Annotated in this window: 9 protein-coding genes; 7 read left to right on the top strand and 2 right to left on the bottom strand. The window is 55.6% G+C overall.

The features are described 5' to 3' along the window. Positions 1-17: 17 nt before the first annotated feature. The gene (locus tag ACFSR7_RS03495) at positions 18-509 is read right to left on the bottom strand and encodes a GAF domain-containing protein (RefSeq protein WP_378159126.1); all 492 of its coding nucleotides are present in this window, start codon (positions 507-509) and stop codon (positions 18-20) included. A gap of 205 nt (positions 510-714) precedes the next feature. Between ACFSR7_RS03495 and ACFSR7_RS03490 the strand changes: the two genes are divergently transcribed. From ACFSR7_RS03490 to ACFSR7_RS03480, 3 genes are all read left to right on the top strand, one after another. Then, the gene (locus ACFSR7_RS03490; RefSeq protein ID WP_378159124.1) at positions 715-1,278 is read left to right on the top strand and encodes a type IV pilus modification PilV family protein; all 564 of its coding nucleotides are present in this window, start codon (positions 715-717) and stop codon (positions 1,276-1,278) included. Next, positions 1,262-1,777, top strand: a complete 516-nt coding sequence (locus ACFSR7_RS03485; RefSeq protein ID WP_378159122.1) for a PilW family protein — start codon at positions 1,262-1,264, stop codon at positions 1,775-1,777. The genes ACFSR7_RS03490 and ACFSR7_RS03485 overlap by 17 nt, the downstream gene beginning before the upstream one ends. A 178-nt stretch (positions 1,778-1,955) precedes the next feature. Beyond that, positions 1,956-3,686, top strand: coding sequence for a hypothetical protein (locus tag ACFSR7_RS03480; protein ID WP_483862649.1), 1,731 nt, complete (start codon positions 1,956-1,958; stop codon positions 3,684-3,686). Positions 3,687-4,153: 467 nt separating this feature from the next. On the opposite strand, the gene ACFSR7_RS03475 is transcribed toward ACFSR7_RS03480, so the two are convergent. Continuing rightward, positions 4,154-11,452 carry an Ig-like domain-containing protein gene (locus ACFSR7_RS03475; RefSeq protein WP_378159118.1) on the bottom strand — a complete coding sequence of 2,433 codons (7,299 nt, stop codon included), beginning with the start codon at positions 11,450-11,452 and terminating at the stop codon, positions 4,154-4,156. A gap of 311 nt (positions 11,453-11,763) precedes the next feature. Here ACFSR7_RS03475 and ACFSR7_RS03470 point away from each other — a divergent pair, with 311 nt between their 5' ends. The 4 genes from ACFSR7_RS03470 (at position 11,764) to ACFSR7_RS03455 (ending at position 16,348) form a co-directional block, all read left to right on the top strand. After that, entirely contained in the window at positions 11,764-13,431 is a 1,668-nt protein-coding gene (locus ACFSR7_RS03470) for a GspE/PulE family protein (RefSeq protein WP_378159116.1), read from the top strand. A 29-nt stretch (positions 13,432-13,460) separates the two neighbouring features. Next, complete coding sequence (locus ACFSR7_RS03465; protein WP_378159572.1) at positions 13,461-14,504, top strand: type IV pilus twitching motility protein PilT; 1,044 nt, start codon at positions 13,461-13,463, stop codon at positions 14,502-14,504. Continuing rightward, a complete protein-coding gene (locus ACFSR7_RS03460; protein WP_378159114.1) occupies positions 14,504-15,712 on the top strand; it encodes a type II secretion system F family protein in 1,209 nt (402 codons plus the stop codon). Before ACFSR7_RS03465 ends, ACFSR7_RS03460 begins: the two co-directional genes overlap by 1 nt. Before the next feature lie 96 nt (positions 15,713-15,808). Further along, positions 15,809-16,348, top strand: a complete 540-nt coding sequence (locus ACFSR7_RS03455; protein ID WP_378159112.1) for a prepilin-type N-terminal cleavage/methylation domain-containing protein — start codon at positions 15,809-15,811, stop codon at positions 16,346-16,348. Positions 16,349-16,371: the final 23 nt, after the last annotated feature.

The following is a 16,371-nucleotide window of genomic DNA, read 5'->3' as shown; positions in this document are numbered from 1 at the left end:
CGGTTCTCCTCCTGTCTTTACATATATTGCGACAACAGCGCGTTGAACCGCTCCAACAGGCGCTGGTCGTCTTCGCTGAAGCGATCCGCCAGCGGGCTGTCGATATCCAGCACGCCGATCAATTCGCCTGCGGCGTCATAGAGCGGCACGACGATCTCGGAGCGAGAAGCGGCGTCGCAGGCGATATGCCCGGGAAACGCGTGCACGTCAGGCACGCGCAGCGTCTCGCGGCGCGCGGCGGACGTGCCGCACACGCCTTTGCCGAGCGGGATGCGGACGCAGGCCGGCAAGCCCTGGAACGGACCTAACACTAGCCCGCCGCTATCCCCCTCGAGCAGGTAGAAGCCGACCCAGTTGATGTCGCCCAGGTAGCCGCGAAGCAGCGCCGAGGCGTTGGCCAGATTGGCGATGCGATACGGCTCGTCTTCGATTAAGTGCCGCAGCTGCGTCAGCAGCAGCTTTTCGTTTTCCTCTCTCGTGTCTGCATAGGCCTGCGGCTTAAACGTCATTACAAATCATCCTCTCTGATCCGATTATATAGGATAGCGGGGAGGTTCACCAAGACGTCCTTCGGCGCGGGCCGGGTCCGTCGAATCATGCGGAAGCTTGGGGAATCGGTCGATTCCCTCATGTATTAAACGGAAACTATATGTTAAAATAAGAGAGTTATTTAGGTAAAAAGTAGCTATTTTTATAGGAAGTAGGTAGTATATTTTGAGAACCTGGCTCCGAAAACGCCGATCGGCCGAAGAAGGCTTCTCGTTAATCGAGGTTTTGGCGGCGATCACAATTCTGTCGATCGTCTCTTTGGCGATGACGGCATTTTTCATACAAGCGATGAGCTATGCGAAGGGGAATCAGAATAAGACGGTGGCGGTGAATTTGGCGCGGAATGCGCTGTTTTTCGTGGAGAAGCAGAGCTTCGACGTGTTCAATACATATTTTGAAAAAGATGGCTTCAGTATTGTCGATCCGTCCTCCTGCGAATACGACGAGGCGAACAACATCGTAATCTCGTGCAAGGATGCATCGGAGACCGCGGATCTTTTTAATGACGTTCCCAATCTCTGGATTTTGCTGAATCCCTCCGTCAATGGAAGAGACTATCAACTGACGATTGAATATGACGATAAATTGCTTGCGGAGAACGACAAAGCAAAAGGTCTGGAGACCTATCTAATTCCGGTCAAAGTCGTCACGCGAGAGAAAAACGCAAATCCGGGAAGCCGTGGCTCGGCAGAGGTGGGGGGATATATTACGGATGAGAAAATTCGTTAAAGAAGTCCGCCGATCGGAAGCAGGGCTTACGCTAATTGAACTGATTGCCTCTCTAACCGTGCTCTCTATGGTGAGCATCGCTATATACGGCGTTATCCACTTCGGATTCAACACCTATCATAAAGTAACGATCGAGAATTCGCTCCGGGACGAGGGGGACCTGATCATGTCGACGGTCATTGCCCAGCTCTACGAGGTCGGACCCGAATCGATCAAGCAGCTGCCGGACGGCATTGAATTAACGAGCGAGACCGAGAATCGGACGCTTAAGATTGAAAACGGACAGCTGCACATTCTACGCAAAGACGGCACGGATCAGATGATCGACACCGATTCAACCGTGGGTCCCATCGATAGCGGCGCGGACGAGATTCATGTCAGTTGCCAGGCGGGGATCAACGAATGCGCGAGCGGACTTATCGAGGTATCCATCAAGCTCTCGCAATCGTATGCAGGCCAAGTTCACGATCTGGCGCTTAAGAGCCGGTTCGGCTTCTAGGAGGTTACCGATGTTACCGATTAAATGGCGCAGTCAAGAAGGGTCGGCCTTGCTGCTCGTAATTTTTATTATGGTCGTATTCACTATGCTCGGTCTCGCGCTTATGGGCGCGACGATCGGCGGCGCCAAGCGGGCGGAGACGCGGGAGAACGATGTCCAAAGCCTGCATTTGGCCGAAATGTCGCTCAATGAAGCCGCGGCCAGCGTGGCCTTGCTCTTTAAGGATAAGGAAGATATCAACCTGGACAGCCTCAAAAGCGATCTGAAGTCGATCAAGCTAACGAGCACCGAGGGGCAGGTCGGAGGAGCCAGCGATATCATCAAATTTGATGTGAAGGAAACGCAGGGAATCAAGGTCGGCGGCGATGTGACCAAGCAATTTTCAATCACCGTCCAGGCCAAAGCCGAGGTGAATGGAGTCGTTCGAACGCTGGAGCAGGTCATCTCTCTGGATAGTTACCCGGAGTTTCTGCAGTACGGACTCGGCTCTGAACAGAACGTTTATCTGAATGGCGCGCCGTACCTGTTCGGTAATTTGTATTCGGGCTTGAAGCTGTATGTTAAAAATCAGGCGGATTACCGGTACAATATGCCGGTTGGCGACACAACGACCTTCTTGCACAAAGGCACGGCCTTCCCGACGATCGGCGGCGATGGAAATCTGTTTTTGCAGGACGGCAGCAGCCTCGTAGCCACCGACAGGCTTGGGAATAATGAACCGACCGTCGTACCACTGGACAATGCGGATGAGCTGAAGAAGACGACCGGACTGACAATTAACGATATTCAGTACCGCGATAGCAAGAAGTTCGTATCGGTTAGTGTAGAGGAATCCTTTCTCGATAAGGTAGCCGAGGCTGTCGGCGATACGAAGATCAACCGCAATTTGCCGTCGCTGTATCCTTCGCTTCCCAAAGACAATGTGACGGCTGCGGCAAAAAGCTTTTTGTCGAACAATTTGCTGTCTCGCGCCGAATTATCTTTATCTTATGTCAAGCTGCCTCAGAAGCCGGAGGCCTTAGCGCCTGACGCCGATGATGTCGCGTTAGCGGATTATAACGATAGGATGAAAGACTATCGTTCTGCATTCATCGGCTATATGCCTTCAGCAACCGCCATCTATAACGGGGATCTGACGATCGACGGCGCAGAACTCCAACATATTCTATTTTATGAAAAAGACAAGCGCTATAGAGAGCCTAACGAGCTTCCCAGCGCCGAGTTCATGAAGAGCAACTGGCTTATCGTTAACGGCAACCTAACGATTGACAATCCGGACAAATTTAACGATCTGGAGGTCAGAGCGAACATACTCGTCTCAGGCAATGTAGTTATCGAAGGTAAGGTCAAGATGGACTCGACGATCATCGCGCTCGGCGAATCGACAATCCAGGATGCGGAGATCTTCGGTCTTGATAACAAAGAGCTCCTTCTCATCTCAAAGGGGAAAATTCTGGTCAATCGGTTTGATTCGTTTAACACGGTGGACAAGACATTTATTCCTGATGGGCCGGATCTCGACGGCAATCCAAAGGTGCTGCAAGCTTTCTTGTACACAGATAGCGATGCAGAGCTATACGGTGTCGGATCCGCGTTTTGGATCAAAGGCGGCTTCTTCGCCAAAAAAGATCTAGTAATCAACGCCGTGCTAGGTAACACAAGCCCGCACGTCATTGAAGGAGATCCGGACAGCAGCTACAAAAAATTGGATTTCGATGATGATCTCAACGATGGCGTTTACCCGGAGAGTGACCGCTTGAGGTCCAGATTTATCGTCCAATATAATTCAAAAATTTACGACGATCAAAATGTCGGCTTGCCGCGCGTCAAACAGATTAACGTGAACATCGGCAAGAAACGGCTCGTACCGTTGGGAAGCGAAGCGAACGACGAAGACAACGAAAGCTGAAGCTGGGAGAAGGGATTAAAAAAGCAGCATCGCGATTGCGGCGCTGCTTTTTTGTTAAATCCGTATGATTAATTGGGGGGCGGGTTGAAAAACCGGCATATGTACATGTATTTTCTGTCGATCAACGACAATTGATAAAATACTTACAGATGTGCAAGTAAATTCAAATCACAAGCCGGAAATGGGGCTGGTGAAGAAAAATAACTGCGCTTTTGCGCTTTTGCATCTATCCCGTTTAAAAAGGTCGACATCTGCGGAAATGGATGTAGATTTGCAGGCATTACGGCGGAATAACAACGCGGGCGCCGATATCCCAGCCTATCGGAACGGATGGCGGATGAGCCATTGACAGGCTTTCCGTACAAATCAAGTTTTGAATATACGCCAACCCTATAAAAACAGACCGTCAGGGCGATTTCGCCCTGACGGTCTTCATGTGGATCTGCATTCGCTTGCGCATACCTGGTTTAGTATCGGTCTCCGCCGTGCTCTCGGCCATCCGTGCTCGGCGTCGAGGCGTTTTGGATCACGATCAAGGTCGAGGCCGTGATCGCTTCGCCGACCAACGGGCTATCGGCAGGAGGCGCGTATGTGACGCTGACGGCTTCGGTGCCGGCTTTCACCGGCGTGACGATACCCGCGCTGCTGACCGTGAGAACGTCGTTGGTCAGCGAATCGAACCATTTCAGATGGCTTACGATCGAATCTCTCAGACTTTGCGGCGCTGACGGTAGAATCGACAGGCTGCCTTTATTGCCGTCAAGCAAATTATAATTGACGGTCGGCGTGCTTAGCGTCAATTCAATCCGAGGCGGCAGGCTGAGTTCGACGATGTCGATCGTGAAGGTCTTGCTGACAATGTCCTTTCCCGACTTCTTGTACGTGACCTTCACGGTCGCCGTCCCTGCCGTCGATGCCGCCAGTCGGCCGGATTTTTTATCATCCTTGGCTTCGTTTTCGGCCAACGTGGAGTCATTGCCGGTAATGCTCCAATACAGATTTTTCTTAACCTCCGCATCCAGGTCTGACGGAAGAAGAGCGCTCAGGTCCGTCGTGCCGTTGCGCTTGATCGTCAGCTTCTCGGGAGGCCCGAGCACGACCGGCAGAACTTTGACCGTCGTGTAGACCGGAATATCCGGACTGCCGTCAGAAGGCTTGTAAATCAGCGTAATTTTTTCTTCGCCAAGCTGGACGCCGGTCGCCAGGCCGTTATCGTCCACATCAACGATGTTTTTGCCTGTCTCGTCCTGCCAGGTCAGATGCCCGAGAATCTCGTCTTTCATCGAATCCGGCGCGATGGCCAGATCGTCCTTGAGATCGCGCGGATCGGCACCTAGCCCGATCTCGATGACGTCCGGGAATGCGATGGATACGACGCGGATCTGGGTCTGCGCTTGGGCGGCCTCGTCTTTAGACGAAGAATTCGCGTATACGGCTGTGACCGTTTCCGTGCCCACCTCTTGCGCCGTGAGTACACCCGACTGATTCAAGGTAACGACCTTATTCCCGTTCGTATCGGACCAGGTTACGAAAGGCAGAATCGCCGTCTTGTCGCCGATTGGTTTAATGCCAAGCTTGTCGGATAGATTGTACTGCGTATCCAGCAGCATCGTGAAGGTACGCGGCAGCTCGAGCTCTACCGGCACGACCTTGATGCTGAATTCTGTTCTGATCTGCGGGCTGCCGTCGCTAGGCGTATAGATCGCCATCGCCTTTTGAGTGCCGCTGCGTACGCCGGTCACGACGCCGGAGGCAGATACAGTAAGCTTGTCTTGCCCGGTCTCGGCTGCCCAGGTCAGATGACCTTCGATCTCGCCCTTAAGCGCGGCAGGGCCCCGCGTGAGATCGTCCAGCAAGTTCCGCGTGAGACCGAGCGTGACCGAGACATCTCTGCCGGTCAGTTCGACGACGTTTACTATGACTTGCTGCGACCAGAGCACTTGGTTGCTGCCAGGCAGCTTGTACTCGGCGAGCACCGTCGCGACGCCAGGCGCTTTGGCTGTCACTTGCCCTTTGTCGTTAAGGTAGGCGTAGGTTTCACCACTCTTGAAGGACCAGTTCAATCCGTCAATGAACCGTTGACGGTCACCGCTTCCGTTAATCTTTAGGTGATCGGTATCCGCCAGTTGGACCGCCGAGGTTCCGGTACTCGACAGCGTGACGCTGCCCGTCATAGACGCCTCGATAACATGGACTCGGATGCTTAAGGTAGAGACGGCAGGTCCGTCCGCGACCGGCTTGTACTCGACCTTGATAATCTCTTCGCCTGCAGCCAGGCCAGTGACCTTGCCGGCAGCGTCGACGGAGGCATTGCTTTTGCCGTTTTCGTCGGTCCATACGAGGTGGGTCAGCACCTCATTCTTGAGGGAAGCCGGCGTGACGACGAGCAAGCCGGACAGATCTGCAGGCTGTCCGCCCTTGATCACGACCGCTTCCGTAGGTCCCTCCAGCAGCACGACGTTTACGACGATCTCCCAGACGGCAATGACGCGTCCGTCCGCATCCTTATAGGTGGCGGTTATCTTCTCCGCTCCGGGCGCGAGGCCTTTGACGATTCCCGTCGCGGGATCCACGGACGCAATTTCTTTGCCTTCCTCGTCTGTCCACGTGAGATGAGATTTAACATCATCCGTTAATCCGGCAGGAAGGACGGTGATCTGGTCCTTCAGATTGATCGTGCCGTCCTTGGCGACGATGACTTGCGTCGGACCGCCCAGTTTGACGACCTGCACTTGAATGTTCCACGAAGCGATGACCGGACCGTTCGCGGTCTCCTTATAGGAAGCGGTCACCGTCTCGATACCGGCTTGCTTCCCCGTCACGATACCTGTTCCGGCAATGGAGGCAAACGCCTTGCCCGCTTCGTCGTTCCACACCAAATGCCCTCTGACCTCCGCGTCGTAAGTTGCGGGCAGCACGGTCAACAACGCCTTCAAATTAAGCGTACTGCCCTCTGCGAGGATAACGGATGCGGGACCGCCGAGATCGACGACGTTGACCTTAATCGTCCAGGAGGTAACGACAGGTACGTTAGGCGCCGGACGGTATGCGGCTGTCACCAGCTCGCTGCCCGCGGCGACGCCTGTCACTACGCCGGCTGAGTTGACGGAGGCGTAGGACTTGCCAGCTTCATCGCTCCACTCCAGATGGGTCAACACTTGGCTTCTCAGATTGCTCGGGAGCGCTTCGATCAAGTCCTGAACGGTCAGCGTGCGGCCTTTGCCTACAGTGACTTGCTCAGGACCGCCCAGCGAGATTACGTTCACCTTGATTTTCCATTCGGCGATGACCGGGCCGTCAGGCGTTTCTTTATAAGCGACCGTCACCGTCTCCCAACCGGGCGCAAGTCCCGTTGCGATGCCGGCGGCCGTGACTGATGCGATCGTCTTGCCGCTCTCGTCGCTCCAATACAGCTTGCCCAGCAGTTCGGCGGACAGCTCGGCCGGCGCGCCGGAGATCAGCTTTTTCAAGTCGATCGTCCCGCCAAGACCGACCTCTACCTCTTCGGGCCCGGATAGCGCAACGACCTTAACCTTAATCGTGCGGGAAGCGATGACCGGCCCGCCCGATACAGCGCGGTACTCGACCGTTACGTCTTCGATTCCGGTCTCGGTGCCGCTAACGATGCCCTCCGCATTCACGGATGCGAAGCTTTTGCCGGCTTCGTCGCGCCAGGTCAAGTTGGCAAGCATCGTATCGCTCATACTGGACGGCAGCGCGGTAATTACGCTTTTCAGATCCAGCGATTTGCCTTTGCCGATCGTGGCGGAAGCGGGACCGTCAATATCCACGACGTTCACCTGTATCGTCTTCTGGATCACGATCGGTCCGCCGTCGGTCTGACGATAGGTGACCGTGACATTTTCGATACCTGTCGCAGTGCCGGAGACGATTCCGGTTGCAGCGCCGACGGAAGCAAAGTCTTTTCCGGTCTCGTCGCTCCAGGTCAGACGGCTCATGACCGCAGAACTGATATCAGATGGCGCGGCGCTGACCAACGCTTTGACGTCGAGCGTCTTGCCTTTGCCCAACGTGACCTGCTCCGGCACGCTCAGATCGACAACGGTGACGCGCGTCGATGCGGTGACCGGCGTCGTCTTCGGATTTTTCTGGTACGAAGCCCCGACGGTGGCGGACCCGGTCTTTTTGCCGATGACGACGCCGTTGCTTGCGCCAGCTTCTACGATAGCAGCGTCTCCGCTAGTCCACTTCGTATAGCTCTGGATGCCTGGTTTGCTCGCCTCAGGCGTAACGCCGAGCGCGGCGTTCCACAGATCCCGCTTCCACTCCGTGCCAAGTCCGATATGAATGTCGGTAGGCAAAGTCAACTGGATCGGTTGAATGACCGTCACGCGATAGGTTTTGGTGTAGGTTTTGCTCTTGCTAGTCGTAGCCGTTACGCTGATGTCGATCGGGCCGGCATTGACGCCGGTGAGTATCTTCTTCATATCGTCGGCGCCGTTGCCGAGCTCGCCGATCGTGGATTGGCCGGAGCCGACAGACCAGGTGAGCCCGGTCAGCGTCTCATTTGCCAGAACGAGTTTGGCTTCGAGATTGATCGTGTCGTCTACGTTGACGCTGTTCGGTCCGACGATGTTGATGCCCGGGACGACAACCGTCACATTCGATACGGCGGTCAGTCCGCTGCCGTCCGTCGCGGTCGCGGTGATTTTGGCCGTGCCCTCGGCAATACCCTTGATGATGCCTGCGGCATCGACCGTTACCAGATCAGGGCGATCGGAGGTCCAGGTCAGCGTCTTGTTGGACGTATCGTCAGGACCGATGACCGGCGTCAGCTTCGATTCGTCGCCCTTCGCGATGATCGTATCCGACAGGCTCAGGCTGGCCATTTTGGTGACCGCTTGTATTTGATACGGCTGGAACTGCAGACTGCGCTCGATATCCTTAGTAATCGTGGCGCCGTTCACGTAGAAGTCCGTGAAGTTCAAGTAAGAATTATCGAGCAGGTAGCTGCCGTTCTGCTTCGGCGTGACTTTCACCGTGAAGCTGACCGGATCGGCGACGAAAGATCTGCCGTCCTGGCTCAGACGGTATTGAATGTCCGCCAGTGAGCCGGTCAAACGGTATCCTGCGGCGAGCGTGCCGGAGACAGCCGGATTCAGCAGCAGGGGGGACGTATCCGCCGCGAGTACTTCGAGATTGACCGGCAGCTTCTCGTCGAGCTTGAAGTTTTTGATGACCAAATCGTCGGCATTAATACCGTTTTGGAAAGGAATGCTCTTCGGCGTAATTGTGTACGTCATCGTGAACGGTACGTTCTTCTCGATCTGGTTGTTCACGACATTGGCGGATAGCGTACGACCGAGGTCGACGTTGGCGGTCACCTTCACGACCTTGGTCGTAACCGTCTGGGTCGTGCTGGCGCCGCTCTTGTCCTTGGCCGTCACGTAAATGACTAGGTCGCCGCCGTTCGGCAGTGGATTGTCGTACGATTCCGTGACAATATCGCCCGTTTTGACGTCGGAATACGCTTTGACCTGCTTTTCGGTCCAAGCGTCCGAGGCGCTAGCACGGTACTTGAAGCTGACGGCCGTGCTAAGCGACCGGTCGATGACGTCGTAGTCCTGCGCCGTATAGCTCAGCAGCACCTTGTTATAAGAAGGAATGATTTTGCCGGTATCCGCATAATTCGTCGGCGTGCTGACATTCACGATCGGAGCATGGTTCGATCCGATAAACGCCCGGTACATCGTATTGACGAACAGCCGCTGCTCCCAGTCCGGGAAGTTGGCGTTCGTATGGCCGGTACCGGAGTAGGTGACGTTGCCGTACGAATACGTGTAGTAGTGGTTCCAGCTGTCGTCGTCGTCCCGCGGTCCGCCCGTGATGTTGTACCAGGGGATCAGCTTGGGATCTTCGAGCTTCAGGCCGAAGTATTGGTCGTGCGTCGTATTGACCTGCGTGATCACGCTGCTGATATTGAACGGGAAACGGGTCAGCAGGCCTTCGTTTACTTTCTTGGTCGTCGTCGAAGTATTCGGCGCGTTAAGACCCATGTTGGTCATCGGGCTTAATTGGCCGGTCGCCGTCTGGAAGTAGCTGATCCAGTTCGAGCTGCCCTGATACACGGTATCGTGCGTGAACATGACGCTCTGTCCGGTTGCGATGTAGGTATTGACTGCATCGGCGGGGGCTTTGTCGATGCTGGCGCTGCTATTGTAGGAGTCCGCAAAGCCGAAGATCAACATGTCGTAATAGCCGTTGAGCGTCTTGTAGCCGGAGCTGTTGAAGGTGCTCATGGTCATGGTTTTGATCGTAATGTCGTAGTCGTCCGTCTTGAGGTAGCTCTGGTTCATGTTGTTGCTCTTGAGCAAGCTGCTCGTATCGCCGCTGGAAGGCAGGATCTGCAGCACGTTGATCTTGGTCAGCTCGTCGCGGAACCGGAGGACGCCGCTCTGGATGTCCTTCAATTTGCTGCCTTGGTCGACGAGCTCGAGCTTCCAATAGTGGACGCCGGAGTAACCCTTGGGCAGGCGGAAGGTAAGCGTATTGCCTGTCGTTGCGGTTACGGGCTGCGAAACGATCAGGTTGTTGGAGTCGAACTTCAGCACGCTGTCGATGCCGATGTAGAGGTTGGCGGTCATGCTTCGCTGCGCGATGTTGCCTACATTGGCCACGTTGAATGTATAGGACAACGTATCGCCCGCCACATAAATTTGACCCTGATTCGCGGTATAGTCGATCGGCTTGCCTGTAACGACAAGACGCGGCCGTTCCGCGGCGCGGTTGATCAGATCGGTCTTCGTGATGAAGTCGCTGGCGCTGGCGATGTTCGAATCGCCGACGAAGATGACATTACTTTTGTTCGAGGTCGGGACGAAAGGCATCGTTGAACCGGTGAGGGAAGTCGCGTAGGGCGAGAGTCCCGTCTTCAGGATGCCGGCCGTATTCTGAAAAAGGGCGCCGCTGCTCGACGAGGAGCTGGTCTTCTGGCTATATACGATGACAGGCAGGCCGCGATCGATGTAGTAGTCCTTTAGTTCTTTGAATTTCAAGTTCGTAATGTCGTTCATGATGCTTTTCGTGTCGTGGTTCTGACCGCTGGTCGAAACGAGCGTGGCGTTGTACGCGCCTTTGCCGATGTAGATTGCGTCGTACCGGCCGTCGAGCTCGTCCCGCTGCGCGACGAACTGCTTCATCCGGATGGAGTCGATCTTAATAACCGGATCGTTGTAGGTGCTCAGGATCGGCAGGAGATCCGACGTACCGTCGTCCGTGATCTCGAGCAAGCGGATTTCTTGTTTGGTCGAGGTGGGCGAGATATCGGTGATGGTAAATTTTTGTTTGGCATCCGCTACCGAATCGTTGCTCGCACGGATTGTCGTTGTGCCGTTGTTGGTAACCGTCGTAAAATACTTGCTGTTCGAAAGAGACTTGAACGTAAAAGCGCCGCCCGAGGCCTCTTTCTTGAACGTCTCCGTGATTTTTACCGCTGTTGCACTAGCAGCCAGATCGTTTGTCCCATTGGCCGTGACGAACATGCCGTTCGATTGCGCGCGAAAAGACACGGTGCCGTCGCCCCAATCGGTCATGATGAATCTGGCCGCCGTCCCCGTACCAAGCTGTAATTGCGTGCCGTTCAAGATGACGTTCTGAACGCCGTTGCTCGGCGTCGTTCCCGTGAGCGTCACCACCGAATAGGTTGCCGCATGCGTGTGGGCCGGACCGAATGCCGTGACCGGCACGCCTCCGAAGATTAAAACTGCCGTTAACGCCAAGCTCAACCATTTCCGAACTCGCGACATGGTTTTTCTCCCCCTAGTGGTTTTACTATGTAAGTCTCTTAGATGGTTGAATTAAATAGGATGCTAGACCTAGAACCTTCCGAACCGATTTTACCATATTCTTCTGAAAAAAAACTGAACAATTTTTGTGTCGCTTTTTGGGTTATTATGGCACAAAATGCTGCTTGTCTTTTCATTATGTGGCGATATATAATCCTTCTGAGAAAAAAATTGGAAAACTGTCGTTAAGTATCATTTATTTCACTGGAAATTTACATGCGTTTAACACATAAAAATGCAGGACTATAGGACTATGGTTTGGGGTGACCGGGTTGGCGATCGTGAAGAAGAGATTGGGAGACTTGCTGGTCGAGAGCCAGATCATCTCCGAGGCGCAGCTTCAAGAAGCGCTCCAAGAGCAGCGCAAGACGAAGCAGAAGCTGGGAGACCTGCTTATCACGCAGGGGTATATCAACGAGCAGCAGCTGATCGAAGTGCTCGAGTTCCAGCTCGGCATCCCGCACGTCAGCCTCTTCAAATATCAGATCGAGCCTTCCATCACGCAGATTCTTCCCGAAGCGCTGGCGCGGCGTTATCAGGCGATCCCGATCCAGAAGGAAGGCGGCAAGCTGCTCGTCGCGATGGCGGATCCGCTCGATTACTTCGCGATTGAAGAGATGCGGATGAGCACGGGGTTCCGCATCGAGCCCGCCATCACGAGCCGGGACGAGCTCAACCGAGCGATTGCCCGCCACTACGGTCTGCAGGATTCGATGAGCCAGATCATGGGCGAGCTCCCGACGACGCAGGAAGAGATCCGCGAGACGGAGATTACCAACGAGGATTCTCCCGTCGTACGCCTCGTCAATCAGATGATCCAGCAGGCGATGCAGCTGCGGGTATCCGACATTCACGTCGATCCCGGCGAGACGAGCGTATCGATCCGTTACCGGCTGGACGGCGTGCTGCGGACGGAGCGGACGATCCCCAAGCAGATGCAGGGCTTCATCACTGCGCGTCTCAAGATCATGGCCAGATTAAACATCGCCGAGCGGCGCCTGCCTCAAGATGGCCGCATGAAGATGACGTTCGACAACCGGACGATCGATATCCGGGTGTCCGCCTTGCCGACAATTCACGGGGAAAAGATTGTGCTGCGGCTTCTCGATCTCAGCACCGGGGTGAAGTCGATCGACCTGCTCGGCTTCGGCAAACGCAACCAGGCCATTTTCCGGGAAATGATCGAACGCCCTTACGGCATTCTGCTCATCACAGGGCCAACCGGCAGCGGCAAGACGACGACGCTCTACTCGGCGCTGAACCATTTGAACCAAGAGTCCGCCAACATCATTACGGTCGAGGACCCGGTGGAATATCAGCTCGAGGGCATCAACCAGGTCCATGTCAACCCGACGATCGGTTTGACTTTCGCGGCCGGCTTGCGTTCCATTTTGCGTCAAGATCCCAACATCGTCATGGTGGGCGAGATCCGGGACACGGAGACGGCGGAGATCGCAATCCGTGCATCGCTTACGGGCCACCTCGTGCTGTCCACGCTGCACACCAACGATGCGATCAGCACGGTGACCCGGCTGAGGGATATGGGCGTAGAGCCCTACCTCGTCGCGTCGTCGCTCATCGGGGTCGTCGCCCAGCGCCTCGTGCGCCGCATCTGCCCGGAATGCAAGGCAGAGCAGGCGCCTACCGAGCAGGAGGCTATGCTGCTCAAAGGGCGCGGCTTGCAAGCGGACAAGCTCTACACGGGCAAAGGCTGCGGCAACTGCAACAAGACGGGCTACCGGGGGCGCGTCGCCATTCACGAGGTGCTGGGCATGAACGATACGCTCCGCCGGATGGTCTCGGAGAATGCGACCGTAGAAGAGCTTAGAAACGCGGCAGCGGAGCAGGGCATGATCACGCTGATGGATGATGGATTTGCCAAGGTGCTCGGCGGCATCACGACGCTTCAGGAAGTAATCCGCGAGACCGTCGCCTATTAGCGAGAGGGGAACACACGATGACAGCAGTGATGAAGAGCCGCATGCTAGACTTGCTGCGTGCGGCGCACGAGGCCGGCGCGTCCGACCTGCATATCTCGGTCGATTCGCCCCCGATCCTGCGGGTGAACGGCAAGCTCCAGCCCGTCGGCGAGGATAAGGTGACGGCTGAAGATGCCTTGCAAATGGCGCAAGCGTTGATCGACGAGGAGCAGGCGGAGCGTTTCGAACGAGCCGGCGAGCTGGACTTTTCCTATGAGCTTGAGGGGCTGTCCCGCTATCGGGTGAACGCTTACCGTCAGAGAGGCAAGGTCAGCATCGCGGTGCGGACGATTCCGACGAACATACCGACACTGGAGCAGCTGCAGCTGCCGCAGATTTTGAGCACGCTCGCCGGCAAGCCCCAAGGGTTGATCTTGGTCACCGGCCCGACCGGCTCGGGCAAGTCCTCTACGCTGGCGGCGATGATCAAGTACATCAATACGCATGAGAAAAAGCATATTGTGACGCTGGAGGATCCGATCGAGTATTTGCATGGCCATGGCTCCTCGATCATCGACCAGCGCGAGGTGGGCAGCGACACGAAGAGCTTCGCCAACGGGCTCCGTGCCGCGCTGCGGCAAGATCCCGATGTCATCCTTGTCGGAGAAATGCGGGACCTGGAGACGATCTCGGCTGCCGTGACGGCCGCGGAGACCGGGCACCTTGTGTTCGCGACGCTGCACACGACCGATGCGCCGCAGACGATCGACCGGATCATCGACGCGTTCCCCGGCCATCAGCAGGGACAGATTAGAGCTCAGCTTGCCGCGGTGCTCGTCGCCGTCATCTCGCAGCGGCTGCTGCCGCGTACGCAGAACCGGGGCAGAGCCTGCGCGACGGAGATTCTGGTCAATACGCCGGCGGTGGCGAACCTGATCCGTACGGAGAAGATCCATCAGATCAAGAGCGTCATGCAGACCGGCCGTCAGCTTGGCATGCATACGCTGGAGAACTCCATCAAGGAGCTGCTGCAGGCAGGCGCCGTAGAGCCGGCATACGCGCGGGCTTATCTGGCTGAGTCGGGTGTGCTCTGATGGCGGATTTTCTCTATCAGGTCCGCAGTCAGACCGGACGGCAGATTAAGGGCAAGCTGTCTGCCTCGAGCAAGTCGGCGGCGATGGACGAGCTGCGCAAGCGCAACCTCGTCGTTCTCTCCCTCAACGAGCAGAAGACGACCTTTCTCAACACGGACATCTACATCGGCAATCCGGTCAAACACGAGCACTTCATCATCTACTGCCGGCAGTTCGCCACGCTTATGCGCGCAGGCGTCAGCATCGTCGAAGCGACGGCCATCCTGGCCGAGCAGACCGAGAGCAAGCCGCTCAAAAAGGCGCTGGTAGACGTGCATACGGGGCTGTTGCGCGGCGTGTCGTTCTCTCAGTCGGCAGGCGAGCACAAGAAGATTTTTCCCGCCATCTTCCTGAGCATGATCCGCGCGGGCGAAGAGACGGGCGATATCGAGGGCACGCTGGAGCGGCTGGCCAAGTTTCTAGAGAAGCAGCATGTGACCCGGGAAAAGATCAAGTCGGCGATGACGTATCCGCTTGTCGTCGGCGTGCTGGCGATCGGCGCCGTCGTCTACCTGCTGAAGGCGGTCGTGCCGCAGTTTGTATCGATGTTCGAGTCGATGGATGCACAACTGCCGGCAATTACGCTTATGGTACTGGCGCTCAGCAAGTCGATCGAGCATCAGTGGTACCTGTGGCTGCTCGGCGTGATCGCGCTCGTAGTTGTGCATCAGGTTGCCAAGCGCACGGGCAAAGGGCGGTACTGGATCGACTACGGCAAGCTGAAGGTGCCGATCTTCGGCAAGCTGGCGCAGAAGGGCGCGATCGCGCAGCTAACCCGCACGCTGTCCTCGTTATACGCGAGCTCGGTGCCAGTGCTGCAGTCGCTGCAGATCGTCGAAGAGCTCGTTAACAACGTTGTCATCGGCGGTTACATCCGCAAATCCGCGGACTCGCTTCGCCAAGGCAATCCGCTGTCCGAGCCGCTTAAGCAATCGTGGGTGTTTCCACCGATGGTCACTCAGATGATCTCGATCGGCGAAGAGACCGGCGCGCTCGATCAGATGCTGGAGAAGGTCGCCGACTTCTACGAGATGGACGTCGAGAACACCGTCGACCGGCTCAAGTCGCTGCTCGAACCGCTGCTGATCGTCTTCCTAGCGGCGCTCGTCGGTACCATCGTCGCGGCGATCATGCTGCCGATGTTCACGCTGTACGGGCAGATGGGTTGATCGGGAAAAGGAAGAACAAGAACAGGTTGTCCATGCGTCATCAGGCGCTAGAACATATAGATTTTAAAAATTGAGTGAAAAGCGGAGGGAATGGAAATGAGAACGGCTGTAATGAAGCGTCTCGGCAAGGCGAAGGAAGATCAAAAGGGTTTTACGCTGATAGAGCTTTTGGCGGTAATCGTTATTCTGGCGGTTATTGCGGCGATTGCGATTCCGTTGATCGGGAGTATTATTAATAAATCGAAAAAAGATTCCGATGTCGCAACAGCTCGCCAAATCTATGATGCTTCTAGATTGTATATAACATCGCAAATGGATGGTGATCCAACTGGCGGAGGGAATGGAATCGTCCTTCCAATCGTTGAAGGAACAGGCGATTGGGTTGGTCATGGACTTCAAAAAGAGGGCTATCTCGACAACAACCTTGTACTTCCTAGCACAAAAGGAAAGATTGTTGGCGGAAAAGTTGTTTACAAAACGGATGGTACACTAGCATATGTCTTTATTGATTCTGATAGCGGTAGTACCGCTGGTAAAGATGATATTTATGTATCTGGTGCAGATGTCCTTAAAGGCGAAGGTTCGGCAACTGGTGCAGCACCGACTACTGACCCTACAGCTCCTGCAACGCCATAATATTAGAAAAGGAACCGGCCCCA

The organism is Cohnella sp. GCM10020058, from assembly GCF_042683485.1.
Lineage (GTDB): Bacteria > Bacillota > Bacilli > Paenibacillales > Paenibacillaceae > Cohnella.
Note: the sequence above shows the minus strand (reverse complement) of the source record. Positions and strands in the feature narration are given on the sequence as shown.